27 protein-coding genes are annotated in these 23,945 nt (G+C 56.3%); 14 read left to right on the forward strand and 13 right to left on the reverse strand.

The features are described from left to right. Position 1 precedes the first annotated feature (1 nt). Complete coding sequence (proB, locus tag EI77_RS01770) at positions 2–784, reverse strand: glutamate 5-kinase (RefSeq protein ID WP_133793034.1); 783 nt, start codon at positions 782–784, stop codon at positions 2–4. Positions 785–899: 115 nt separating this feature from the next. On the opposite strand from proB, the gene thiH reads away from it, so the two are divergent. Both thiH and thiS read left to right on the forward strand, forming a co-directional pair. Then, positions 900–2,045 carry a 2-iminoacetate synthase ThiH gene (gene thiH / locus EI77_RS01775; protein WP_133793035.1) on the forward strand — a complete coding sequence of 382 codons (1,146 nt, stop codon included), beginning with the start codon at positions 900–902 and terminating at the stop codon, positions 2,043–2,045. Between the two features lie 19 nt (positions 2,046–2,064). Next, positions 2,065–2,265, forward strand: a complete 201-nt coding sequence (gene thiS / locus EI77_RS01780) for a sulfur carrier protein ThiS (RefSeq protein ID WP_208300238.1) — start codon at positions 2,065–2,067, stop codon at positions 2,263–2,265. Between the two features lie 27 nt (positions 2,266–2,292). Here thiS and EI77_RS01785 read toward each other — a convergent pair whose 3' ends face one another. Then, positions 2,293–3,909 carry a formate--tetrahydrofolate ligase gene (locus tag EI77_RS01785; RefSeq protein WP_133793037.1) on the reverse strand — a complete coding sequence of 539 codons (1,617 nt, stop codon included), beginning with the start codon at positions 3,907–3,909 and terminating at the stop codon, positions 2,293–2,295. A gap of 132 nt (positions 3,910–4,041) precedes the next feature. Here EI77_RS01785 and EI77_RS01790 point away from each other — a divergent pair, with 132 nt between their 5' ends. After that, a complete protein-coding gene (locus tag EI77_RS01790; RefSeq protein ID WP_133793038.1) occupies positions 4,042–4,956 on the forward strand; it encodes a metallophosphoesterase family protein in 915 nt (304 codons plus the stop codon). Between the two features lie 48 nt (positions 4,957–5,004). Here EI77_RS01790 and EI77_RS24070 read toward each other — a convergent pair whose 3' ends face one another. Together EI77_RS24070 and EI77_RS01800 are read right to left on the reverse strand one after the other, a co-directional pair. Then, positions 5,005–5,445: an HNH endonuclease gene (locus tag EI77_RS24070; protein ID WP_133793039.1), complete on the reverse strand. Its 441-nt coding sequence runs from the start codon at positions 5,443–5,445 to the stop codon at positions 5,005–5,007. 8 nt (positions 5,446–5,453) lie between these two features. Then, entirely contained in the window at positions 5,454–5,699 is a 246-nt protein-coding gene (locus tag EI77_RS01800; RefSeq protein ID WP_133793040.1) for a hypothetical protein, read from the reverse strand. Positions 5,700–5,807: 108 nt separating this feature from the next. Between EI77_RS01800 and EI77_RS01805 the strand changes: the two genes are divergently transcribed. Together EI77_RS01805 and EI77_RS01810 are read left to right on the forward strand one after the other, a co-directional pair. Continuing rightward, entirely contained in the window at positions 5,808–6,407 is a 600-nt protein-coding gene (locus EI77_RS01805) for a nitroreductase family protein (protein ID WP_133793041.1), read from the forward strand. Further along, positions 6,400–6,948 (forward strand): DUF456 domain-containing protein, encoded by a 549-nt coding sequence (locus EI77_RS01810; protein WP_133793042.1) that lies wholly within the window; start codon positions 6,400–6,402, stop codon positions 6,946–6,948. The genes EI77_RS01805 and EI77_RS01810 overlap by 8 nt, the downstream gene beginning before the upstream one ends. Before the next feature lie 10 nt (positions 6,949–6,958). Here EI77_RS01810 and EI77_RS01815 read toward each other — a convergent pair whose 3' ends face one another. Then, positions 6,959–7,300, reverse strand: a complete 342-nt coding sequence (locus EI77_RS01815) for a hypothetical protein (RefSeq protein ID WP_133793043.1) — start codon at positions 7,298–7,300, stop codon at positions 6,959–6,961. A gap of 181 nt (positions 7,301–7,481) precedes the next feature. Between EI77_RS01815 and EI77_RS01820 the strand changes: the two genes are divergently transcribed. The 7 genes from EI77_RS01820 to EI77_RS01850 all read left to right on the forward strand — a co-directional run bounded on the left by EI77_RS01820 (position 7,482) and on the right by EI77_RS01850 (position 13,519). Next, positions 7,482–8,636 carry an energy transducer TonB gene (locus tag EI77_RS01820; protein WP_133793044.1) on the forward strand — a complete coding sequence of 385 codons (1,155 nt, stop codon included), beginning with the start codon at positions 7,482–7,484 and terminating at the stop codon, positions 8,634–8,636. Then, positions 8,617–9,357, forward strand: a complete 741-nt coding sequence (locus EI77_RS01825; protein ID WP_133793045.1) for a MotA/TolQ/ExbB proton channel family protein — start codon at positions 8,617–8,619, stop codon at positions 9,355–9,357. Before EI77_RS01820 ends, EI77_RS01825 begins: the two co-directional genes overlap by 20 nt. Further along, positions 9,354–9,773 (forward strand): ExbD/TolR family protein, encoded by a 420-nt coding sequence (locus EI77_RS01830; RefSeq protein WP_133793046.1) that lies wholly within the window; start codon positions 9,354–9,356, stop codon positions 9,771–9,773. The genes EI77_RS01825 and EI77_RS01830 overlap by 4 nt, the downstream gene beginning before the upstream one ends. Positions 9,774–9,856: 83 nt before the next feature. Further along, entirely contained in the window at positions 9,857–10,420 is a 564-nt protein-coding gene (gene def, locus EI77_RS01835; RefSeq protein WP_133793047.1) for a peptide deformylase, read from the forward strand. 92 nt (positions 10,421–10,512) lie between these two features. After that, a complete protein-coding gene (locus EI77_RS01840; protein WP_133793048.1) occupies positions 10,513–11,946 on the forward strand; it encodes a neutral/alkaline non-lysosomal ceramidase N-terminal domain-containing protein in 1,434 nt (477 codons plus the stop codon). A 66-nt stretch (positions 11,947–12,012) separates the two neighbouring features. Next, the gene (locus EI77_RS01845; protein WP_133793049.1) at positions 12,013–12,522 is read left to right on the forward strand and encodes a hypothetical protein; all 510 of its coding nucleotides are present in this window, start codon (positions 12,013–12,015) and stop codon (positions 12,520–12,522) included. 52 nt (positions 12,523–12,574) lie between these two features. Next, a complete protein-coding gene (locus EI77_RS01850) occupies positions 12,575–13,519 on the forward strand; it encodes a hypothetical protein (protein WP_133793050.1) in 945 nt (314 codons plus the stop codon). A gap of 149 nt (positions 13,520–13,668) precedes the next feature. Here EI77_RS01850 and EI77_RS01855 read toward each other — a convergent pair whose 3' ends face one another. Both EI77_RS01855 and EI77_RS01860 read right to left on the reverse strand, forming a co-directional pair. Continuing rightward, positions 13,669–14,991 (reverse strand): homoserine dehydrogenase, encoded by a 1,323-nt coding sequence (locus EI77_RS01855; protein WP_133793051.1) that lies wholly within the window; start codon positions 14,989–14,991, stop codon positions 13,669–13,671. Positions 14,992–15,102: 111 nt separating this feature from the next. Beyond that, on the reverse strand, positions 15,103–15,843 hold the full coding sequence (locus EI77_RS01860) for a hypothetical protein (protein ID WP_133793052.1): 741 nt from the start codon (positions 15,841–15,843) through the stop codon (positions 15,103–15,105). A 166-nt stretch (positions 15,844–16,009) separates the two neighbouring features. Between EI77_RS01860 and EI77_RS01865 the strand changes: the two genes are divergently transcribed. After that, positions 16,010–16,981: a lysylphosphatidylglycerol synthase transmembrane domain-containing protein gene (locus EI77_RS01865; protein WP_279586895.1), complete on the forward strand. Its 972-nt coding sequence runs from the start codon at positions 16,010–16,012 to the stop codon at positions 16,979–16,981. Here the strand turns inward: EI77_RS01865 and EI77_RS01870 are convergent. Further along, positions 16,966–18,252, reverse strand: coding sequence for an NAD(P)/FAD-dependent oxidoreductase (locus EI77_RS01870; protein WP_133793054.1), 1,287 nt, complete (start codon positions 18,250–18,252; stop codon positions 16,966–16,968). The genes EI77_RS01865 and EI77_RS01870 overlap by 16 nt on opposite strands. A gap of 128 nt (positions 18,253–18,380) precedes the next feature. On the opposite strand from EI77_RS01870, the gene trpC reads away from it, so the two are divergent. After that, positions 18,381–19,163 carry an indole-3-glycerol phosphate synthase TrpC gene (gene trpC, locus EI77_RS01875; RefSeq protein ID WP_133793055.1) on the forward strand — a complete coding sequence of 261 codons (783 nt, stop codon included), beginning with the start codon at positions 18,381–18,383 and terminating at the stop codon, positions 19,161–19,163. 53 nt (positions 19,164–19,216) lie between these two features. Here trpC and murA read toward each other — a convergent pair whose 3' ends face one another. The 5 genes from murA to EI77_RS01900 form a co-directional block, all read right to left on the reverse strand. Then, positions 19,217–20,479 carry a UDP-N-acetylglucosamine 1-carboxyvinyltransferase gene (gene murA / locus EI77_RS01880; RefSeq protein WP_133793056.1) on the reverse strand — a complete coding sequence of 421 codons (1,263 nt, stop codon included), beginning with the start codon at positions 20,477–20,479 and terminating at the stop codon, positions 19,217–19,219. A 193-nt stretch (positions 20,480–20,672) separates the two neighbouring features. After that, on the reverse strand, positions 20,673–21,521 hold the full coding sequence (gene prmC / locus EI77_RS01885; RefSeq protein WP_133793057.1) for a peptide chain release factor N(5)-glutamine methyltransferase: 849 nt from the start codon (positions 21,519–21,521) through the stop codon (positions 20,673–20,675). 54 nt (positions 21,522–21,575) lie between these two features. After that, positions 21,576–22,652 (reverse strand): peptide chain release factor 1, encoded by a 1,077-nt coding sequence (gene prfA / locus EI77_RS01890; protein WP_133793058.1) that lies wholly within the window; start codon positions 22,650–22,652, stop codon positions 21,576–21,578. 113 nt (positions 22,653–22,765) lie between these two features. Beyond that, positions 22,766–23,008: a 50S ribosomal protein L31 gene (rpmE, locus tag EI77_RS01895; RefSeq protein WP_133793059.1), complete on the reverse strand. Its 243-nt coding sequence runs from the start codon at positions 23,006–23,008 to the stop codon at positions 22,766–22,768. Between the two features lie 125 nt (positions 23,009–23,133). Continuing rightward, positions 23,134–23,769 carry an LON peptidase substrate-binding domain-containing protein gene (locus EI77_RS01900; RefSeq protein WP_133793060.1) on the reverse strand — a complete coding sequence of 212 codons (636 nt, stop codon included), beginning with the start codon at positions 23,767–23,769 and terminating at the stop codon, positions 23,134–23,136. Between the last annotated feature and the right edge of the window lie 176 nt (positions 23,770–23,945).

Here is a 23,945-nt window from a genome sequence, read left to right on the forward strand (position 1 = left end):
GTTATCGCTTCACCAAAAAGCGGGTACAAACACCGCCGCCGGCAACGACTTCCGGGAGTTGCTCGGCATGGCGGCCGCTGGCGATGATGCACTGGACACCACCGTTAACGGCGTCCTGCACGGCGCGGAGTTTTGAAATCATACCACCGGTACCCAGCTTGGTTTTTTCTTCCTGGGCATGATGGATGACCACATCCACATCATCCACAACGGGGATGGGGCCTTCTTCGGGCTTGGACATATCCCGCAGCAAGCCTGGGGCGCTGGTGAGTAGAATGAGCAGGTCTGCACTCCAAAGGCGGGCCACGCGGGAGGAGAGTTTGTCATTGTCGCCAAAACGGAGTTCCTCAATGGCGACGCTGTCGTTTTCATTGATGACGGGGACGACCTGGGGAAATTCCAGCAGGCGCTCCAGTGTGGTTTTCACACGGCGGGCGCGGTCGTAGTTTTCCAGATCTTCATGAGTGACCAGGAGCTGGGCCACATGGAGGTCGTAGTCTCGCAGCAAATTCTCATAGGCATGCATGAGGTGGGTTTGCCCCACGGCGGCCAATGCCTGGAGGGTGGTCATGTCCGTAGGACGCTCGGTCAGGTCCAGGGGTTTCAAGCCGGAAGCGACGGCCCCGCTGCTGACGACGACGACGCTGTGACCGGCACGTTTCAAAAGAGCAACGGCTTCCACGAGCTTGCGCAGTTGCACAGGGTCAGGCTCCGGAGCATTGAGCTTGGTCAAAATGCCGGTGCCAAATTTAAGGACAATACGCTGAGGAGCCGTCGTGGACATGGAAAGAGGGCGCGCAGTATGACGCAACCTCTTCGGCAGGCAATGGATGTTTTGCCTGATGACAGCATGTTGCACCCCCACCAGACAGGCGTATATGAATGGTCCGACCTTTCTCATGTTGACCACTTTTACCCCCGTCCTCGATGCTCTCCCGGCGCGCAAGTCGCCTCTGATGGAGAGGTTCTGGAGTTTGCTGGAAACGAAATCACCGTCCCAGATCGAGGCCATGGCCCGTGAGTCCCAAGCAGTTACGCGGCGTAATTTTGGCCGAACGATGCGGATGTTTGCCCCGCTGTATGTTTCGAATGAATGCGTGAACAACTGCTCCTACTGCGGTTTTTCCCGTGACAATACGGGCATCATGCGGGTGACGCTGACGGTGGACCAGGTGGTGAAAGAGGCGCGACACCTGACGGCGCAGGGGTTTCGCAATATTCTGCTTGTGGCAGGGGAGCATCCCCGTTTCGTGAGTGAAGGATACCTGGAGGAATGCATCCGGGCCATTCGGGATTTTGTGCCCACCATCGGCATTGAAGTCGGGCCGATGGAGGCTCCCGAATATGAACGCATGGTAAAGGCAGGCTGTGAAGGGCTGGTGGTTTATCATGAGACGTATGACCGGCCGCTGTATGCGGAAATGCACACTGCTGGGCCAAAGAAGGATTTTGAATGGAGGCTGGCGTGCCCTGAGCGCGGTTATGAAGGAGGCTTCCGCCGAATCGGCATTGGGGCTTTGTTCGGCCTGAGTGACTGGAGGCTGGAGGCTCTGCGTCTGGCGGCTCATTTGGAGCACCTGTATAAGCACTGCTGGAAATCCAGCTTCACGGTGGCCTTTCCACGGCTGCGCCCTGCGGCGGGTGGATTTCAGCCGAAGACCGGATTTCCTGACTGGGCGCTGGTGCAGACTCTGTGCGCGTTTCGCCTGACTTTCCCGGAGGTGGGCATCGTGCTGAGCACACGTGAGCCAGCGCCGCTGCGTGATGCCCTGGCCCCGCTCGGCGTGACGACGATGAGTGCAGGCAGCCATACGGAGCCGGGCGGATACACGGGGGCGGGCAATGACGACCTCCACCACACGGTGCGGGGCAAGCGGGTGGACCTGGAAGCAAAAACGGAAGATGCGAAGGCTGAAGGCCAGTTTGGCATAGCCGATGTGCGCACGCCTGCCGAGGTGGCAGCCATGCTAAAAAAACAGGGACTGGATGCCGTGTGGAAAGACTGGGATGCTGCGATCCTGACTGATGGGGCACTGGCAGCCTAACTTTAAGTACTACATAGTCATGACGATCACTCTGAATGGACAAAAGCGGGAAATCCCCGCTTCGATGCCCTTGACCAGTCTTTTAGAGACTCTGGACCTCGCGGGAAAACCGGTGGTGGTGGAGCATAATCAAGTGGCTCTGCTGCCGAAGGAAATCCCGATGGCCCAAGTGAATGACGGCGACGTTATCGAAATCGTACAAATCACCGCTGGAGGCTAAAACGGGAATCTGAAGCGATAAGATGGGTCAAATCCCGCTGATGACGCCGTCGGTGCTGACTTGAATGCGCTCCGCCGCAGGAACTTTAGGCAGCGCGGGCATACGCATCATGGTGCCGGTGAGGGCAACGAGGAAACCGGCGCCATGGGCGATCTCAAAATCACGCACGGTGATGGTAAAGTCACGCGGACGACCAAGCTTTTTGGCATCGTCGGAGAGGGAGTTCTGCGTCTTGGCCATGCACAGGGGCAGATGACCGAGGTTGTTGCGGGAATAGAGGGCCAGTTTCTCCTTCGCGGCGTCCGTGAGAGTGACCCCGGCAGCCCCATAAACACGGGTGACGATGGCATGCAGCTTTTCCTCCACAGGTGCATCGGCCTCGTAAAGGAAGGGTAGAGGTGCGGACTCCGCCGGGAGTGAGGCAAGGAGTTTTTCAGCGAGCTCAATGGCCCCCTCCCCGCCCTGGCCAAAAACATCCGCCGTGGCAGAAGGGACGCCACGGGCTGTGCAGAAATCATGCACCAGGGCGATTTCATCCTCGCTGTCAGTGGTGAATTTATTAATCGCGACAATGACGGGTCGCCCAAACTGGGCAGCGCTGTCCAAGTGTGCCGCGAGGTTTTCTAGTCCCCGAGAGAGAGCGGCGGGATCTGGCTGGGTAAGGCTGTCGAGCTGGACGCCGCCATGCATTTTCAAGGCACGGACGGTGGCGACGATGACGATGGCCTCAGGCTTGAGGCCGGACTGGCGGCACTTGATGTGCATGAATTTCTCTCCACCGAGGTCGAAGGCAAAACCGGCCTCGGTCACGGCGAAGTCGGCATGGGCAAGGGCCATGCGGGTGGCGAGGACGGAATTGCAACCGTGGGCAATATTGGCAAAAGGGCCGCCATGGAGGAAGGCTGGAACACCTTCAACGGACTGGACCAAGTTGGGCTGGAGAGCATCCCGAAGAAGGGCGAGAAGGGCACCTGTAATATTGCATTCTTTAGCAAAAACGGGGGTGCCTTCGGAGGTGAATCCAATGACGATGCGGTCCAGGCGCTCGCGAAGATCGGCGAGGGATTCCGAGAGGCAGAGGATGGCCATGACCTCGGAAGCGGCGGTGATGTCAAAACCTGAACTGCGTTCGGTAGGCTTGCCGACGCTGGTGCGGATGCTGCGGAGGGCACGGTCATTGACATCCAGGACTCGTTTCCAGAGCACGCCATCCGGCTGGAGGCTGGTCTGCTGGTTGAAGAGCTGGTTATCTATCACCGAGGAGAGGAGATTGTGCGCGCTAGTGATGGCATGAAAGTCCCCGGTGAAGTGGAGATTGATGGACTCCGCAGGCTGGACGGTACTGTGCCCGCCGCCTGTGGCCCCTCCTTTGCGCCCGAATACAGGGCCCATGGACGGCTGACGCAGGGCCAGCGCAACGCTTTGGCCGATCTTTTTCAAGCCCTGTGCCAGACCAATGGACATGGTGGTCTTGCCTTCACCCGCAGGGGTGGGGGTGATGGCTGAGACAAGAATCAGCTTGCCCTTTTGGGGACGGTTTTCCAGGGCCTTCAGGGATACCTTGGCCTTGTCCCGGCCATAGAGGGAGAGGTGATCATCCGAGATACCGAGAGAGCGGGCAACTGCTGAGATTTCGTGAGCCATGCGCGGGAGAGAGTGCGGCGATCATGCCAAGCGCAGGGGTAAAAGAAAGGCCGATTTGCAAGATGCGACTGCCATCTTGCCTCTGCAGGAGCCGCTCGCTAACCTGTATGGGAAAATCAATTTCACATCACCATGCCTATCAGCCTTCCAGCCCTCACCCGTCGTCAGTGGATTCAAGGCAGCCTGGCTGCGATGCTGACACCAACCTGGGCTGAGGCGGCGGATAAACAGGCACCGAATGAGACCTGGGCGCTGTTTTCAGACACTCATATCCTGGCCGACCCCAAGGCTGAAGCGCGTGGAGTGATCATGGCGGATAATTTGACGCGCTGCGCTAATCAGGTGCTGAAATTGGCCAGCAAACCCTACGGGGTACTGGTGAATGGCGATTGTGCTTTCCTGAAGGGCGAGCAGCCGGACTACGCCACCTTCATCGGCCTCATCCAGCCATTGCGCGAGGCGGGCATCCCAGTGCACTGCACGCTGGGAAATCATGATGACCGGAAAAACTTCACGGGAGCGATGACGACCGTGCAGGATCCACGTCCGGTCGAGGGCAGGCATGTGAGCGTTTTTTCCAGTGCGACGATGAACTGGGTGCTGCTGGACACCCTCGATCAGGTGAACAAAACGCCTGGTCTGCTGGGTGATTTACAGTTGGGATGGCTGGACCGCACCCTGGCCAGCCTGCCTGCCAAACCGACGGTGGTGATGGCACATCACAATCCGCAACAGCCGCTCACCGCAGAAGGACAGAAGCATACCGGCATGATGGATAGCGAGGCGTTATTCAAAGTGCTGGCGAAGCACAAGCGAGTGAAAGCCTTTGTGTATGGTCACACGCACAACTGGTCCCATACCCGTGATGAGGTGACGGGTATTCATCTTATCAACCTGCCCCCCGTGGCCTATGTCTTTGGACCGGACCGGCCTAATGGCTGGGTGATCGCCCGCGCGTCAGCAGAGAAACTGGAATTCGAACTGCGTGCGCTAAATCCTGCTCACGCACAGCATGGGGAGAAGGTGGAGGTGCTGTGGGAGAGCTGAGGGGTGAATGTCCGAGGAGAAGCTAAGGCACACCGTGCATTACAAACATTATAATTTTGCGAGCCTAGCAAGTGCAGCTTGAGATGGAAATCGGCCAGAATCCACAAGCAACTGCCTGAGTTGCAATCTCGGGCCATCATTAATTCTGAGAAGCTTTAGAGTCCCTGCCGCAGAAAGGCTTTTTGCTCTGATCACAATCCCGTCCAAAGCAAAGTGTTCAGCCCAAATATCAATACGTGGATTGAATAAACGGACCATTTTACCATTCACCAAAGTGGATATGTCACTACCTTTGGCCCTGTTACAGGGAGGACAGCAAAGACACAGATTGTGGTCATCAGTCGGACCATCATGCTTTTCAGCGATTACGTGATCCACGTGGAATCCGTAGGCTGAATCCGTCTCATGTAAAAGACAGTATTCACAAAGTCCAGACGCCCGCGAAGTGACCAGTCGGCGTAGCTCTTCTGATATCCAACTGCCACTCATTCTTTCGTTCAGGCAGCAGTCGTAAATTTCAAATTTTTTCGAGCTCTAGCTTTTGCCAAACTCATCAGTCGCTCAATCTCCATCAGCCGATCCAGCTCTTCGGTTTCTTCAGGAAGTAACCCCTCACACTTTTCTTTCCCGATCAAATGTTCGAACCGGACCAGTGCTTCATGACTGGGCTGAAACGCAATCAGGGACTCTGGCGTGACTCCAGCCGCCAAAAAATCGATGGCTTCGTCATAAGCATTATTCATGTCCAGAATTTAGATAAATTCCGGCGCTGGGTCAACTTCGGATATGAACAGTAATATCCACGCCACTCCGGCAGTGGACGGGGGCTTGTGTCCGCCTTACTCTGGGGCATGAGTTTGCCATCCCTGACTGACACTTCTACCCTGATCCGACATCGACGATCCATCAAACCGGTGGATATGGATGCAGCGCGGACGGTGGAGCCTGAGTTGGTAACGGAGTTGATCGAAAATGCGACTTGGGCACCAAATCATGGGATGACGGAGCCGTGGAAGTTTCACGTGTATAGCGGTGCGGCCAGGCAAGGGCTGGCTGAAGGGCTTAGCTCCATCTATCAGCGCACGACACCAGCGGCTGATTTCCGTGAAGATAAGTTTAAGAAGATGGGTGAAAACCCTCTGCTGGCTCCGGTGATCATCGCTTGTGTGATGGAAAGAAGTGGTGGCGGGAAGATTCCAGAGATGGAGGAGATTGAGGCGGTTTCCTGTGCGATGCAAAATATGATGCTCAGCGCCACGGCGGCGGGCCTGGGTTCTTTTTGGTCATCCCCGCCAGTGCTTGAAACGACTGATTTTCAAAATTGGTTAGGCATTCGCAGTGAGGATCGCTGCATGGGGCTGCTGTATCTCGGCTGGCCAAAACCCGGTCTCGTCTGGCCGCGCAGTATGCGCCAGCCGGTTTCATCCAAAATTACCTGGCATCATGATTGAATGGCTCACCTCCATGTGGGAAGCGGTTTCCCAGGCATTCCAAGGCATCCCGTTTGAGGTGATGGGGGTATGGACGCTGACGGTATGCCTGCTGCTGGCGGGGTTGATCGGCTCAGTGCTGCCTCTCGTTCCCGGTCCGCTGCTGCTTTTCATGGCCGGTATTATCCATACCCTGCTGCTGCCGGAGGCAGGCATGAGCTGGCAGGGCATCGTGCTGCTATCCGTCTGGCTGGTGGTGGCCTATGTGGTGGATTTTGCGGCCGGGGCAATGGGGGCTAGATGGTTTGGGGCCAGTCGCTGGGGGATCGCCGGTGTCTTTGTGGGAGGCATTGTGGGGCTATTTTTTGCTCCCCTGGGATTTATCCTCGGCCCGCTGGCTGGCGGACTGCTTTTTGAGCTGTTGTTTGCCAAAAAGCGAATGGCCCCGGCGGTGAAGTCCACCTGGGGCACACTGCTTGGTACAGGAGTGGGGTTGATCGCACGGCTGGCAATCAGCTTTGCCATGGTGGCGACAGTGCTGATGGACATCCTGTGGTGGTAAGCGGTTCCGCTTACTTCTTGCGGTGGGTGATTTGCACCCCCATGCGGCTCTGGACCGGATTGGCGGACTGACGCCCTGAAACGGTATAGATGACGCCGGGCTCTTCAGGCTTGCGATTACGGTCCAGGAGTCCTGGGGAATCAGGATCGCCAGAGCGGCCAAAGAGGCTGCCATCGGCAGTGCGGGGAGCATCTGTCGTGTCGGACCGGAGGCGCTTATATTGCACACCCATACGGGACTGTACCGGGGTGCTAGCCCCGTAATACTTGCGACCATCTTTCTCCTCTGTGCTGCAACTGGTGCACATCAGGGACAGGGTAAAGAGGACTAAAGAAGAGAGAGTAAGCTTCATGGTCTAGATGATGAGAAGGCTGACGTCTTAGCACAGGACTGCCAGCGTGGAAGAGGAAAGTGCATGACCCAAGCGAATGGAATGATCATTTCTCGCCAGGTGCTTCCGCAGACAAGGTCAGCCATGACATTCCTATTCCCGCGGTTGCTTCCGAGCGTGGCTGCGTCATCATATAGCCTCTGTGACACACGCGCACGACAGGCATCTTCAGACAGGCATCGTCGGCTCTCTGGTGATCCATGCCCTACTGCTGCTTTTTCTGGCGTGGGTGCTGGGGACTCAGAGTGCCCAGGATTTTTTCCGTGCGGAGGAGGCGAGTAAGGAAAAGGAACCGGAGGTCACGCTGATCTTCCCAGATCAGCTCATCATCCCTGTGCCGCCGCCCGTGGAGGAGAAACCGCAGCTTTTTATCCGCACGACACAGAATGAGGAAGCGACGGTGAAACCGCTGAATGCGCCGTTTCAATCTGACCGCAACACAATCGCCGCGAGTGAAAAACCCGCAGTGGCCGGATCCACAGTCCCCATGCCCACCCTAGACGGGACTGCGCCTGACATCCGTGAGCTGGCCAACCGTGACTACAAGGACGGTGAGATCAAAAATGATTCCGCACCCAAGGCTGCAGCCACTCCGCCCACGCCAGCACCAAACGTCCTGAAACCACAGCCCCCCCAACCGCCACCGCAGCCACAGACGGCGATGGCTCAGCCTGCCCCCACTCCGCTGAAAAAGATGATGGAGGAGATGGATAAGGAGATGATTCGGAAAGACGAAAACCGATTACCCTTGGAAGTGCGCAAGCCGGATGATAGTCCGCCGGAAGCACCGCCGGAGCCTCCTACAATGGCTGTGCCGCAGGTGCGCATCCCAGAAGATACGCCGCCACAAATCGTCAAAGCAGTTCCCGTAGAGGAACCGGTGGAGATGAATACACCGAAGCCGGACGAGAAGGCTTTTTCCCCCTTCACGCGGACGAGTAAGACCGATGGTGGCATCAACCGGGAAGGTGCAAACGCCGTGGATGCTGAAGCCACGCCGCTGGGGATTTATATGCGACAGGTCACTGGAGCAGTGGAAAAGAAATGGCATCTCTACGTCCGGCTGGGCAAGGATTCCGTCACCTTTGGCCGGGTGCGTTTTCGTTTTTTCGTGGATAAAAAAGGCACGCCCCAGGATCTCAAAATCCTCTCCGATGCACGTGATGCCGACCCACGCATGAGAGAATTGACCTTGCGTGCTATCCTGGATGCGCAAATACCTCCGATCCCTACCGAGATCCTCCCCACACTCGATGACGGACGAGTGAAGATTGAATATGAAGCCATTATTTACTGACCTGACATCCCTTCTTCCTATCGCTGCTGTAGACGGGCCCAGCGGCTTTTCCTTGATCTGGGATTTCCTGGCTATTGGCGGCTTTGTGATGCTATTCATCGTGCTGTGTTCCATGGCTGCGGTGACCGTCATGATCTCCGCCTGGCTGCGGCTGCGTGACCACTTAGTACTTCCCGCCTCAGTGGCCGCCCACCTGCGCGCGCTACCGGGCTATGCGGCTAAGGGAGACATTAAGCCGCTCCAAGAATTCCTAGAGCGCGACCAATCCCTGCTGGCAAGGCTGGGTGCGCTGGCTATCAGCGGCACTTTTTCAAGCCGTCAGGAGTGTGTGGAAACGATCACTGCCAGGGCCAAGGAGGACCTGCATCATCTGGAGCGCGGGGTCTCCGTTTTGGAGGTCATGGTGACCGTGGCACCGCTGCTGGGCCTGCTAGGCACCACGGCCGGTCTGGTGGGCATGTTTTCCGCCTTTGGCAGCGAAGCTGGCCCGGATACGGCCACCATCGCCAAGGAGATCGGTGTGGCCCTGCGCTGTACCATCGCGGGACTTTTTGTGGCCGTTCCCTCCGTGCTGGCGCACACTTATTTCGTCCGCCGTCTGGATAACATCGCTGTGCGCCTGGAGTCCATCCTGCATGAGACTATCCAGACATTCTTCGCCCACTTTGAGGTCAAGCACACCCACGACGTGCGCACTCCTGAACCCGAACGCCTGCGATGAACCTCCGTCCCCGCCGCAGACCGGTCCCCGCGATCCCCATTGTCTCCTTGATCGATATCATGGTGATCCTGCTGATCTTTTTCATCGCCACGACCAGTTTCAATGAAGAAAAGAAGCAGGTGAAAATCACCCTGCCAGAATCAAAGTCGCTGGGGGAAGCTGTGCCCAAACAGGATGTGCGCAAGACGCTGACTATCACTAAAACACAAGACCTGATCCTGGATGGAAACCCTGTGGATGCGGCCCAACTGGCGGCAGCCATTATCAAACTCAAAGAGCAAAACCCAGGCATCAAACTGGAATTGCAAGCGGATACGGAGACCGCTCTGGGGATGCTGATGAAGGTCTGGGATGCGTTGCGGGAGGCGGGTTATTCGATCAATGACGTGCCGGCCCGCATCCAGAGCACGAAGTAAAACCTGTTTTCCAACGTGCAGTTTGCGTTTAAAACAAGACTTCCGCCTTCTGCGCCCCACCTGATATTTGCTACCGATTTCCCATGGTCCTGCCCATCGTCCGCTATCCAGATCCCGTCCTTCGAGCCAAATGCCGTCCAGTCACGGAGGTGACGGATGAGATACGCAAATTCTCCACGGACATGATTGAAACCATGAAAGCAGCCAACGGCGTGGGCCTGGCAGCGCCCCAGGTGGCCCGTGACATCCAGCTTGCGGTCATTGATGTTTCCCACAATCCACAATGCATCAGCTACCTGCGCATCAATGGTGAAGCGGCGGAAATGCCAGCGCATATGCCGGTCATCTTTCTCAACCCACGTCTGGAACTGGGCAAGGACAAGGAGGTGGATGAAGAAGGCTGCCTCAGCTTTCCCAACCTGCGTGGAGACATCCGCCGCAGTGAGGATGTGAAGGTGACCTTTCAAACCCTGGACGGCGAGACCCAAACCTGGGAAACGGATGGCCTGCTTGCCCGCGCTTTTCAGCACGAGATCGACCACCTCAACGGCATTCTCTTCATCGACCGTCTGTCTGCGACGGCCAAGGTCGGGCTGAAGCGCAAACTGGGGCGCCTGATGCAGGAATGGACCGAGGAAGATGAATAATCCTGCCGCGGGTCTCTAAAGAGGGCAATCACGACGCAAAAGTATCAGATTCCTGCCTTGGAATCTACGCCAGGATTTCGCAGGCTGAGCGAATGCGGTCAATTTTTTCACAGGCGAAATGGTTAGGCGTCATGTTATTTGGCTGGGCCGCCGTGGCCTTGACGGCGGCTGAAAAGGCAGGTTGGAAAGTCGGGGCAGCCAGCGTGGACATCACACCGGAATATCCGGTGCGCCTCAGCGGCTATGGCAGCAGAACGGGACCGCATGAAGGCATTCAAATGCGCCTTCATGCCAAGGCGCTGGCCCTGACCTGGGACGCATCCCCTGCTGCCATCATGCTGACAGTAGACAATTGTGGAGTGCCTGCCACGATGCGTGCTGAGGTGCTGCGTCGGCTCAAAGAGGCAGGGCAGGCCATTGAGGATGCACGCTTTTCCCTGCACTCCAGCCACACGCACTGTGCGCCCGCCCTTCCGGGTTTATTACCCTTTTTGTTTGGCGAAGAACTGCCGGAGGATGAGCAGGCGGCGATCAACCGTTATGGCGAGGAACTGACTGGCAAGCTGGTGAATGTGGTGAAAGAGGCACTGCACAAGCAGGAACCTGCCAGAGTGGAGTGGTCCACAGGAAAGGTCCTCTTTGCCATGAATCGCCGTTTCAAAACGGAAACGGGTTACAGCAATAGCCCCAATCCATATGGCCCGGTGGATCATGCATTGCCAGTGCTGAAGGTGACTGACGCCAGCGGGAAGCTGCGCGCTCTTTTTACCAGCTATGCCTGCCATTGCACCACCCTATCCATCAATAAAACACACCCTGATTGGGCAGGCTGCGCACAGAAGGAACTGGAACTTCGGTTCCCGGGTGTCGTCGCGATGACGGCGATCGGCTGCGGGGCTGACCAAAACCCTTACCCCCGCCGTGACCTAGCCCACGTGGAAAGGCATGGGGTGGATCTGGCAAAGGAAGTGGTGAGGCTGATCAATGAACCGATGAAAGCTGTCCACGGCCCGCTTTCCTGTGCCAACCAGGAGGTAATGCTGCCCTTTGACACGCCCCACGACCGCGCCACCTGGGAGCAAAGCAGCCTGGATAAGAATAAAGCCACGGCACGGCATGCGCGACATTTTCTGGACTGCCTGGACCGTGGGGAGGCGATTCCAGCCGCGCTGGCCTATACGGTACAGGTGTGGAGCTTCAGCGATGACCTGCTGACCATCAATCTACCGGGAGAGGTCGTGGTGGACTATGGGCTGCGTTTCAAAAAGGAATATGATCGCGCAAGGACCTGGGTGAATTCCTATACGAACGACGTGCCCTGCTATATCCCCTCCCAGCGCGTTTGGGAGGAAGGTGGATATGAAGCTGCTGGGGCGATGGTTTATTATGGACGACCGAACCGGTTTGCATCCGGTGTAGAAGAAATCATTGCCCAGGCCGTGAAGGAACTGGTGCCTGCGGGCTTTGTTCATACAGCAGGGGAAAAGATCCCAGACACACCCGCCCCCGTGCCTGCGTCCAAATAAAGGCCAAAAGCCACTTAAAATGGCTGGCCCTTGCTGATAAGAAGGCCGCATGATAGATCCCGGCATATGCAATGTGTAACCGATATCGAGATAGACGCCTGGCTGCATCAGCACTCGATTCCGAAAGATCCATATAGCGGCGATACGTGTCCAGAATTCTACGTTCAATTCTCTGCGCCTTCTACTCACAGGCAGATGGAGGCCTTTGCCCGCCACTATTTTCTGAACATCAGCCCAGATGCAGAATCTCTGATTCACATGACCGATTGGGGGCTCTATGAGCCCAGCCAGATGATCGCAATCACTGGGATACGCGGCAGCCGAGGTGAAGACAGGTGGCTCATTGATGCGCCAGGACATCGTCTGACATCTGAAGAGGTCGAGCTTGGAATCTCTCTGTTTAGCCTCTCCGCTTCATTTGCCTGGAGTTCGTATGTGTATTCACCCTCCCATTGCTCGACCCTTTACAATTGGGAGGGAGACATTTTCGATTTCTGGACTGACAGCGTCGAGGTGTTTGCAGAGATGAAACTCCTCCTTACGCAACATAACCTCACGGAAATAACAAGAGGATAACAATGAGGGTGGAGTACCGGACCGTATTGTTTACCCTCAAACAGTAACCCAAATGAAGACCGCAATTATTTTTTGGCTCATCCTCGTCGCGGGCGTCGTCGCAGCAGATCTGGACCTGGCCAATTTAAAGGACCGGCAAAAGGAGGGAAAGCCTGTCATTCCTGAACGTCTGACTGCGCTTATTGGTGATGCCAACCGGGTGGTGGTGATCGAGGAGGGGCCATCTGGAGAAGAAAGGAAGCTCTATGAATCACGAGAGAGGAAAGATTTGGATGCCTTGTCGAGTGCCCTTGTCGTTATCAAACCGGATGAATGGTTTCACTGCATGTGCTTGGGAAGCCCTACCATCAATCTCTACAAGGATGAGGAGCTTATTGGCCAAATCTCGAATCATCATGGACAATCTGTAAGGTGCTCTCTGTGGAGTAGCGATGCCGTCATCGCAGATGTCGAGAACTGGCTGAAGTGGTTTGACGACCGGAAACTCGACGGTCCAAGAAAAGAAGTGGAGGAAAACCGAGCGAGGCAAGACCAGCATGAGCGTGACTGGAGGAAATGGGTGGCGGCAATTCCCAAGGGCCTTGAACCGGTGTGGGAGGATTCGTTTAGCCAATTCCTAGTTGTAGATACCAAGCCTCTGATCAATGCATTAAAAGTTTCCATCCCCAAGAAGGAAGACCAGATTTTAGCACTGCTGAAATGGTTCGGTTGTGGCGCGGGGCCGTGGTCAGGATTTCCCTCCTACGAATCGGTGGCCGAGGAGTTGCTGCTTACCTATCAGGTTGACGAGATTGTGTCAGCCATCGAGGTCCGCAAGCTGATTCCCGAGCAAGTGGAAGGTGCGGCCAGGCTTTTTGGAGGATGGGATTTCTCACGGAAGCACCCGAAAGGTCTCGCCGAAGTTCCTGACGTGATTAAGCGGACTCTGTGGGATCAGGTTAAGGACACCAACGACAAGGACAAGTTGGAACGTGCTAGACGTGCATTCAAACCTTGAAGCTTTCCCCAGACACACTGCGCCAGAAAGGCCCAGTATAACAAACAACACTCGCACAAAATGCAGATCTGCAATGTGGACTGTCCAGGCGTTCATACCCCTTCCATTCATGTTGCAAAGGAAGATCCTGATCGCAGCCAGTATGTATCTTAACCCTGCAATGTTTCCACCCGCATCCAGCTAGGGTTACCGCGCACACAAGTGAGAGCTTTCAGAGCATCCAGCGCCTGGAGCATATCACTCAGGAGGGCATCATGCAGCATCAGCACCAGGCTGGTGCTACCGCTGGTGTCTTCCAGGTCTTCAGGCTGGATCATGGAGGAGATGCCAATGTTACGCTGACCGAGCACCGTCGCCACCTGGGCGAGCACGCCGGGGACATCATCCACCGTCAGGCGCAGGTAATAATGCGAAACGGTATCCTCAATGGGTTTGCTTTTCCCATACAGGCCATGCGGAACGAAGCCGCTGTGGCGTGAGCCGTACATGAGCACGGCGGCGGCTTCACAGAGGTCGCTGATGACACTGCTGCTGGTCGGGTCCTGCCCGGCACCACGGCCATAAAAGAGGGTCTCACCAACGATGTCCCCGTTTACCAGGAGGGCATTGAAGCTGCCGCTGACATTGGCCAGCACGTGAGAAAGAGGAACCAGGGTAGGCTGAGTGCGGACTTCCACCAGGCCCTGCTGATCGGCCCGGATGACAGAAAGCAGCTTGATGGTGTATCCCAGACGTTTGGCGAATTTAAAATCAAGGATGTCGATTTTATCCACGCCCTCCACATGCACGCAGGAAGTGGGAATCCAAAACCCGTAGCTGAGGGAGGCCAGGATGATGGCTTTGTGAGCGGCATCCCATCCACTGACATCCAGGGTAGGATCAGCCTCGGCGTAACCTTTTTCCTGCGCTTCACCGAGGGCGGCCTCATAGCTCAGCCCGGCCTGGGACATGCGGGTGAGGATGTAATTGCAGGTGCCGTTGATGATGCCGTGAATGGACAGGATGCGATTCCCAACGAGGCCTTCCTGCAGCACCTGAATGATGGGGATGCCCCCTGCCACGGCCGCTTCAAAATAAATCGGTACGCCGCACTGCTCCGCCAGGGCGAAGAGTTCCTGCCCACGCTCAGCCAGAAGGGCCTTGTTTCCAGTCACGACGATTTTTTTCGCTCGCAGGGCAGCGCAGACGAGGTCGTAAGCGGTGGTGGTGCCGCCAATGAGCTCCACAATGACCTGGATGTATGGATCCTCGATCAAGTCCTGCCAGCGGGTGCTGAGCATATCCTCAGGAACAAGCACATCGCGTGCACGGGAGAGATCCCGCACGATGACCTTCTTTACTTGGATATCGGCACCAGTGCGCTGGCGGATGAGATCGCCATTTTGTTCCAGGTTTTTAAACACCCCGGCACCCACATTCCCCAATCCTGCGAGGCCGATGTAAATGGTGCGTGGGGGAATGGAAACGGACATGATTATAGGAAAAGAAAAGGGCAGCTAGAGATGCACGGGGAACACGTCAGGGCAAGGACTTCGACAAAGTCCCTGCAATCCCGAGCTAAAGAACTGATGGGCTGCCAAGCCCTATTGCGCAGGCTTTAACTGACGGGCGGTGTAATACTGGGTGACTGCATAGAGCAGAATGAACAGGGCCAAAAAGGCCTCTTTCAGTTCACCCACTTGCAAACCGAGATAGGTGGGAAGCACGGCATCATAATGGTTGGCAATTTTAGCAGGGATACCCACAGTATTTGCGAGGATACCGACGAAGGCTGAGCTGAGAGAAGGCCAGAGCCAGAACTGCAAATGAAAGGACTTCATGTTGTCACTCACAAAAGTAGGCTTCAGCCGCGTGCAGATCCATGGAATGATCAGTCCACCGACGATGCAACCAGTGGACAGGGCACCCCGAATAACCTTGGTGAAGATGAATTCCACGGTGCCTGACAAGTTATGAATGTTGGTTTCGCGCTGGCGATTGATGCTTTTCCAGTCATCAGGCGTGTCGAATCCAAAAAAGTGCTGCCCCCAACTGATTTCCTCCCCCAGGAAAACAAAGGCCCCTAGGGCCAGGACCAGCAGCCAGCAACCATGGTATTTGCCGATCCTAAGCGGGAAAGTGCGGAGATAGATGACAAATGCAGAGAGCAGGAAAACAGCGGTCAGATTTTCCATCAGCCCGTATTCGCGGTTTAATCCCGCCTCCCAGTTTAATGCAGGAATCAGCAGAAATAACGGGTAAATCAACATCGCAACCGGCATCCCAAAGGCCAACCACTTGGGCAGGGACTGGCCGTAAGAAGCGCGGGGGTAAGTAGGTGACAATGTAGGATCTGTTGTTCCAGTCATATTAATGAATGTGCCAAAATTGCTACAGAGCACTAAAACGCATCCATCTGAAAGCAAAGCAGATTTCATCTTCTACTGTGACAAATCGAGGTCTTGCTCTCTAGGCTTGCACCTTCAGTCGCGAGGTTTTAAAAAGTCTGGTATGCAGCCTGAAGCGGAAAATTCCCCCTGGCGAAGAATTCTGTTCCTGAGTCTCCGGTGCCTCTTTGCAGCAGGGCTGCTTTTTTGGGTGTGGACCCGGCTTGAGAAACAGGGAGCGGGTGATTTTTCCTGGAGCCATGTGGACCTGGGCTGGTTGTCACTGGCCTTTGGGCTGGGAGGAATCTCCGTCCTTGGCTGGGCAGGACGATGGTGGTGGTTTCTCCGCGTTTATGGAGTGCGGGCGCGTTACAGGGAACTGCTGCGGCTGACCCTGTTCGCCGATTTTTTTAATCTTTATTTTCTTGGTCCACTGGGCGCGGATGGCATCCGCCTGTTACTCCTGTCACGGAGCTTTCCAGACAGACGTGGAGCGATCGTGGGCTCTCTCATTCTCGACCATGTGGGAGGCATGTTTGGAGGCGCTGTGCTTTATTTTTGTTATTCGCGCTATGCAGACGTGCCGGGGGCAGTGGCGCAAGCTGCCAATTTCACCCTTATTCTTTCCATCTGTGTGACTTTCCTGGGACTGGGGGTGATCATGGAGCCATGGATTCAGCAGGTAATCTCGCGCATCCCTGGACTGCGGCGGCTTTCCGTCCGGGCGGCTCCGCTCTATGCGGGTAAATTTCGGCATCCATGGCTGTTGGCGGGTTTTGCCGTTTCCATCATCGGCACCGCGTGTGCCTATGCGGCGTATTGGGCGGCTGCCTGCGCCCTGGAAGCCAGGCTGGGCCTGCGCGGCATGTTTGGCCTGATGCCTTTGGTGGATGCCCTGGCCTCATTGCCCATCACCATCAGCGGCATCGGCGTGAGAGAAAGCCTGCTGGTGGAGTGGCTGGGGGACGATCAAGGAATTGGAGCAGCGAAAGCTCTGGCCATCTCCCTGCTGGGCTTTGCCGCCCTGGGCTTGTGGGGGCTCATCGGCGGCATCTGGCTAGCATTCTGGCGGCGCAAAAATCACACCACCGCATAATCTGACGGCTCTTCGCCATAGATGGCGAAACGGGTCATGAAGCGAAGGAGGTTGCGGCTATAAGGATGATTCGTTAGACCGCCGCCGGCCATGCCGGAGATGTTTTTCTCAAAATGCCGCTGCATGATCATGCTGATCTTACCCGGAAACATCTGAGAAATTTTGGTGCCGGTGCGCTGAAGGGCAAAAATGTGGCCGCCGTAGAACATGTCCACCAGTTCCTGCCAAGCACCGAGCATGTCGCGGAACCAGTCCAGGTACTGTTGGAAGGCTTTATCCCAGTCATCCTGGCGGTTCTGAAGGATGGCATCCGCAAGCTGCTCCGCTGAAACCATGGCCATGCAGAGACCTGGGGAAAGCATTGGGTCCACGAAACCAAAGGAATCCCCAACGCATACCCAGCCGTCGCCATGTCCTTGCTCGGAGATGAGCTGGTAATTGGCATATGTCGTGACCGGAGTGATGCGCTTGCGGTTCGGGCAGGCATCGGCCAGGGGCTTATTCTGATCGATGACGGCTTCCAGTTGCTCCTCGGGAGTGCGTCCGTACTGCTTGGCGTGGTCTTTATCGAAGACGACGCCGATGCTCAGCGCGTGACGCAGCGGGATGCGCCAGGACCAGCCATGCTTCAGGCGGGTGATGACTGTCTGACCGGAAGGCACAGGCATGGTGCAATTTTCATAATGGGCGAAGTGGGAGACATCTTTGCGGTCGCCGATGGCTGCACGGATGCCGAGCAGCTTGGCAAACAAACGGCGGCGGCCACTGGCATCCACCAGCAGATCCGGCTGACGACCTTTCCAATCCGGCACCAGGGCCAGTGTTTCTGCGCTGAGGCGCGGCACCTTTTCACCACGCTCCGTCAGGCCCACTTCCAGCTTTACATCGCAAGGGATGAAACGTGCACCGGCATCCAGAGCCGTCTGATGAACCAAGTCATCAAACGGACGACGCGGAACATTGTAAGCATAGGTGGGAAGCACCCCGCGCATGGCGGTGAAGGAAAGCTCCAGCGCATCATTTTCATCAAAAATCCAGGTCACACCTGGTTTGTAGGTGCCCAGTTTAGCGACCTCATCCTCAATGCCGAGGCGGCGGAAGACATTGACCAGCCGGGGAACCAATGACTCACCCACGACCATGTCCGGGCGCTTTCCGTCATCAAAAAAGACTGCATCCACGCCTTCTTTGGCCAGGAGACAAGCAAGGGTGGCACCGGCTGGGCCAGCACCGACAATACCGACACGGAAAGGTTTGGAGGCGATCTTCATAGTGCAGTCGAATGCTTAAAATAGGTGCGCCACCGCCAGGTGCAACCCTGAGAGCATTCTGTCTAACTTTTTAACGCTGAAAGCTGCAACTTGCACCACGCCGGATCGCCCCCATCTTCCGCCCCCCTATGAATAAGCTGGACGAAATCATCGCGCACAAGCGCACCGAAGTGGAGAAACTGCTGCCCCGCATGGAAAAGCTGCGTGCAGCCGCCGCGCTCCGCGATGATTTCCGCTCCCTGGAAGATGCCTTGCGTCTGGACCCGACAAGGCTGGGTATGATCGCCGAAGTGAAACGCGCCTCCCCTTCCGCAGGTACTATCTCGGCAGACTTTGATCCGCTGACCATTGCTCGCGGCTATGAAAAAGCTGGTGCCACCGCGCTGTCCATCCTCACGGATGAAAAGTATTTTCAAGGCCGGCTGGAATACCTTTCTCTGATCCGAGACCAGGTGGACATCCCCTGCCTGCGCAAGGACTTCATCATCCATGAAGCGCAGATCTTTGAAGCCGTCGTGGCGGGAGCCGATGCCATCCTCCTGATCGTCGCCGCGCTGGATCAAAAGACCCTCGTCCACCTGCTGGATGTGGCGCATACCTTTCAACTGGATGTGCTGATGGAAGTCCACGACCTACCGGAACTGGAACGCGCCCTGGATACCGATGTGCGCATCCTCGGCATCAACAACCGCAATTTGAAAAGCTTCACCGTGGACATGGCCACTACTGAAGCCCTGGCCGAAGAAGTCCCGGACGACATCCTCCTCGTCTCCGAAAGCGGCATCAAATCCCCCGCCGACGCCGCCCGCCTAGCCGAAGCCGGCGCTGACGCACTTTTGGTTGGGGAAACGCTGATGCGCAGCCAGAACATCCTCGTGGACCTGCCGCTGCTGAGGGCGATGAAGCCTTGAGGAGGGCGAGTAGCCTCGCTTCGCTCAGCATACTCGTGCTCCATGCATCGATTTCACTCCTTCACCCGCTCCAACTGCGCGCCCAGGGCAGCGAGCTTGTCGTCCAGGTGCTCATAACCACGGTCAATGTGGTAAAGACGGTTGATCTCCGTCTTGCCGCTGGCGATGAGGCCGGCGAGGACAAGAGCGGCTGAGGCGCGGAGGTCGCTGGCCATGACGGGAGCACCTTTGAGGGCATTGCCGCCACGGATGCGGGCGGTGGCTCCCTGGAGGTCAATGTTGGCCCCCATGCGTTTCATTTCCGCCACATGCATGAAGCGCTGCGGGAAGATGGTTTCAGTAATGTTGCTGCTGTCACCAATGGCGCAGGCCAGGGCACAGAACTGGGCCTGCATGTCCGTGGGGAATCCGGGATAACAAAGAGTGGTGAGATCAAATCCCTTGGCTTCAGGATTTGGGGAAATGGTGATGCTGTCCTTGCCGATCTCGATGGGGAAACCGCATTTTTTCAGCATGTCGGTCACGGCCGTCATGTGCTCCGGCATGACGCGCTTGAGGGTGATGCCATCGCCGATCATCGCACCGGCGCAGAGAAAGGTGCCGGCCTCAATCCGGTCCGGGATGACGGTATGCTCAGCGCCGTGTAATTCTTTGACGCCTTCGATGACAATGCGGTTGGTGCCTGCGCCTTCGATCTTGGCACCCATTTTGATGAGGAAATTGGCGAGGTCCTCCACCTCAGGCTCGGCGGCTGCGCCTTCGATGATGGTGGTGCCTTTGGCCAGGGTAGCGGCCATCATGACATTATCCGTGCCCAGGACGGTGGAGCCATGCTTGCCCATGAGGTTCATCGGCCCGCCTTTGAAGCCTTTTTTCGCATTCACGCTGATGTCTCCTCCATCCACAGTGATGACGGCTCCGAGGGCCTCCAGGCCTTTAAGATGCAGATCCACAGGACGGTCACCAATCACACAGCCACCCGGAAGGGAGACGACGCATTTTTTCAGGCGACCTGTAAGCGGGCCCAGCACGCAGATGCTGGCGCGCATCTTCCGCACCAGTTCATAGGGAGCGACGGATTTGATTTTTTCCGCCTTCACCACCACGACGCCGCTGGCGCGCTCCACCTCGGCTCCCAGTTCCCCGAGGATGCGAACCATGTAATTGGTATCGCTCAGATCGGGCACACGACGAATGGTGCAAGTCTCCTTGGTCAGCAGTGTGGCCGCGAGAATAGGCAGAGAGGAGTTCTTGCTGCCGCTGATATTGACGCGGCCTTTGAGAGGGGAACCGCCGTGAACGATGAGTTTTTCCATGTTGCCCGTCTAAGTGCGCCGGGGACGCTCTGGTGCAAGAGGAAGATTCATCTCAATGTGAAAGCGACGCCCACGGGACCTGCCGCCAGAAAAAAGCTACCGTGAAAGCCAGTTCCCAAACGACAGATCCCGCAGACATAGGGCTTTACCGGAAAGGTTTCCGCCAGTTACACATTTTTGGAAAAAAATTAAATCAGACGACTGGGGGTGCGTCAGCAAAGACGAAACGCTCGACTCCGGCTAGGTCGGCCTTCACCTCTGCGGCTCCATAACCGAGTCCACTGGCGTGACTGGCTGTCAGGTGCCCCTGATCATGCCCAACCTCCAACGCTATGAGTGCGCCTGGAGCCAGCCTGGAAGGCGCATCTGCGAGGAACCGACGCACCATGTCCAAGCCGTCGGCACCGCCATCGAGTGCCAGGATGGGATCCCTCCTTACCTCACGACTTAATGAAGGTATTTCTCCAGTCGGTATGTAGGGCAAATTGCTAACCACAAGGTCAAATGTCCCGCTGATTTTTTCGAAAAGATCACTGCGTAAAACCTGTAAACGCTCCAAGCCCAGCCTGCTTGCATTGAGTCGTGCCAGATCCAGCGCCTCCTCAGAAATATCGGCCAAGATCACTTGGCTGTCTTTCCACGCGCTCGCCAAGGTCAGGCCGATGCAGCCGGAGCCAGTGGCCATGTCCAACACGCGGGCCGGAGGTGATTTCCCATAGCGTTTGATCAGCAGATCACAGAGGTATTCTGTTTCCGGCCGAGGAATGAGGGCACGATGATCGCTAATGAGTTCCAGCCCAAGAAAGTCCACTGTTCCCAGCAAATGCTGGAGGGGTTCGCCATCCGCACGTCTTTTGGTGAGTCCACGCAGCTTTTCCAAATCTACCTCCTGCAGGATCTCACCAAAACGCAGGTATAAATCCAGTCTGCGACAACCCAGCACATGTGCCAGCAGGTGCTCCATATTCAGCCGAGCCTCATCCACGCTATGCTTCTCCAGATAACCTGTGCCAGCGCGGAGAGTATCAAGGAGGGGTTTCATCAGGAATACAGAGACCTCGACGTAGTATCGGCTTTGTCTGCTGTCAAAATTTGCTTATTTCAACCCAGCCTCCGCTAGCCGCTCCTGTAGATCACTGGCCAAGAGGCTGTCCACGATCTGGTCCACGCGGCCTTCCATGAACATGTCCAGGTTATAGACGGTCATTTCGATGCGGTGATCGGTCACGCGATTCTGCGGATAGTTATACGTGCGAATTTTTTCTTCGCGACCACCGCTGCCGATGAGGTTGCGGCGGTGGGCGGAATACTTGGCAGCCTCTTCCTGCTGCTTCTTTTCCAGCAGGCGAGAGCGCAGGATGGTGAGGGCTTTTTCTTTGTTTTTGATCTGACTGCGACCGTCCTGGCAGCGAACGATGGTGCCAGTAGGGATGTGCATGACCTGCACAGCGGAGTCCGTGGTATTCACCCCCTGGCCACCGGCACCGGAGGAGCGGCAGACTTCGATACGGACCTCATCCGTTTTGAGTTCAAAATCCACCTCTTCAGCCTCAGGCAGCACGGCCACTGTGGCAGCAGAGGTGTGAATACGCCCCTGTGCTTCTGTGGCAGGCACACGCTGGACGCGATGAACTCCGCTCTCATACTTCAGCACACGGAAGACATCTTCCCCGCCGACTTTCATGACGATTTCTTTAAATCCGCCGACATCCGAAGGACTGGATTCCAGCGTCTCCACCTTCCAGCCACGAGTTTCGGCAAAACGAGAATACATGCGCACAAGATCCGCCGCAAACAGCGAGGCTTCATCCCCTCCCGTGCCAGCGCGGATTTCCACCAGGGCATCTCGGCCTTCCAGGGGATCCGGCGGGAGAATGGAAAACTGTACTGATTTCTCCAGTTCTTCGACGCGCTTTTCAATGAGCGGAATCTCAGCCGCCGCCATCGCTGCAAATTCTTCATCACCGGCTTTCAGCATTTCCTGGCTGTCCGCCAGTTCGGTGAGCTGCTTTTGATATTCATCCCAGCTTTCCAGAAGGTTTCCTAACGTCCGATGTTCCCGGGTAAGTTCCCCCGACTTTTTCGGATCATCAAAGAAGCCCGGCTGGCCCATGAGTTCTTCGAGGAGCTCAAAACGGGTGCGTTTCGTGGCGATGATGGGGGCGTAATCCATGATAGGAAAAGGTCAATAAAGGAACGTCAGTGCGGCGGCGGGCAACGGGAAACAAAAAACGGTGCCGAGCTCGGAGGCACGGGCACCGTTTTCTGGTAAAAAGGAAATGGAGGCTAAGCGGAAACGTCGCTGAGCTTTGGAGCAGCGCGGCGGACGCGGGTGCTGCCGTAACGCTGGGCGAATTTGTCCACACGACCGGCGGTATCAATGAAGCGCTGCTCACCTGTGAAGTAGGGGTGGCAACCGGCGCAAATACCGATCTTCAGGTTCTGCACCGTGGAGATGGTCTGATAAACCGCACCGCAGGTGCAGGTGATCGATGTTTCGTAAACCGTAGGGTGGCCTTGTTCTTTCATGGGGGTAGTGGTCTGATTTCCACGTGGAACTGACGAGGGGCAAGGAGCGCCGCTTTCGCCGGAGCGTGGGGGCTAAGAGATTCGCACAAGCGGGCAAAGGGTCAACTGCATTTTCAGGCTTGTCGTTAGTCCTCGGCCTGCAACCGCTCCAGTTCAGCGATCAGGATATCATAACGTTTTTCCAGCACTGGCTCAATGAGAAGGCTGTGCTGGATGGGCGGACGACGGACAAAATGATAGGCGAGGATATCGCAGACAAGATCCGGGCATTCGATTTTTAATAAGGCTGTGCGGAGGTTGCGCATGGCATCCCCGGCGCAGGAGGTGGCATCCGGCAAAAGATCCAAGGCACGATCTTTTAACTCATCCACATAGCCAGCTTCCGTCTCAATGACCGTGGGCATCGGTTCGATGTCGGCAATCACGAAGGGTTTTTCCTGATGGGTGTTTTTAAAGCGGATCCTACGCATGCCCTGGAGCATGACATGGGAGGTGCCGTCCTCCTGTTTCTTGCAGGCTCTGATCAACCCGGCCGTACTGACGGGTAGCAATTCGTATCCATCCTTGGCCGTGCGCACACGGGTGCCGATGCAAAACATACGATCCGTTTTCAGTGCGTGGGCCAGCATCAAGCGATAGCGCTCTTCAAAAATAAACAAAGGCAGCAGGCAGCCGGGGAAGAGGTAACAATCCCCCAACACCATGACCGGCATGGTATCCGGCAAATGGAAAGAGGGGTGATTCTGGCAATTGACGTCCATAGGGCAGCTTTGATGCGTGAGAGTTACGCATCAAAGTGCAGGTTGGCGCAAACTGTCTTGCAGAGAAAATCAAGACTTGCCGCCATACGAATCCAGGCACCCTAAAGGCGGACGAATCTTGATCTGGCCTCTAAAAAAGCTTGTGCATGAGCTTGGGAACGTGGCCGCACCGGACA

This window comes from Prosthecobacter fusiformis (assembly GCF_004364345.1).
GTDB classification, from domain to species: Bacteria; Verrucomicrobiota; Verrucomicrobiia; order Verrucomicrobiales; family Verrucomicrobiaceae; genus Prosthecobacter; species Prosthecobacter fusiformis.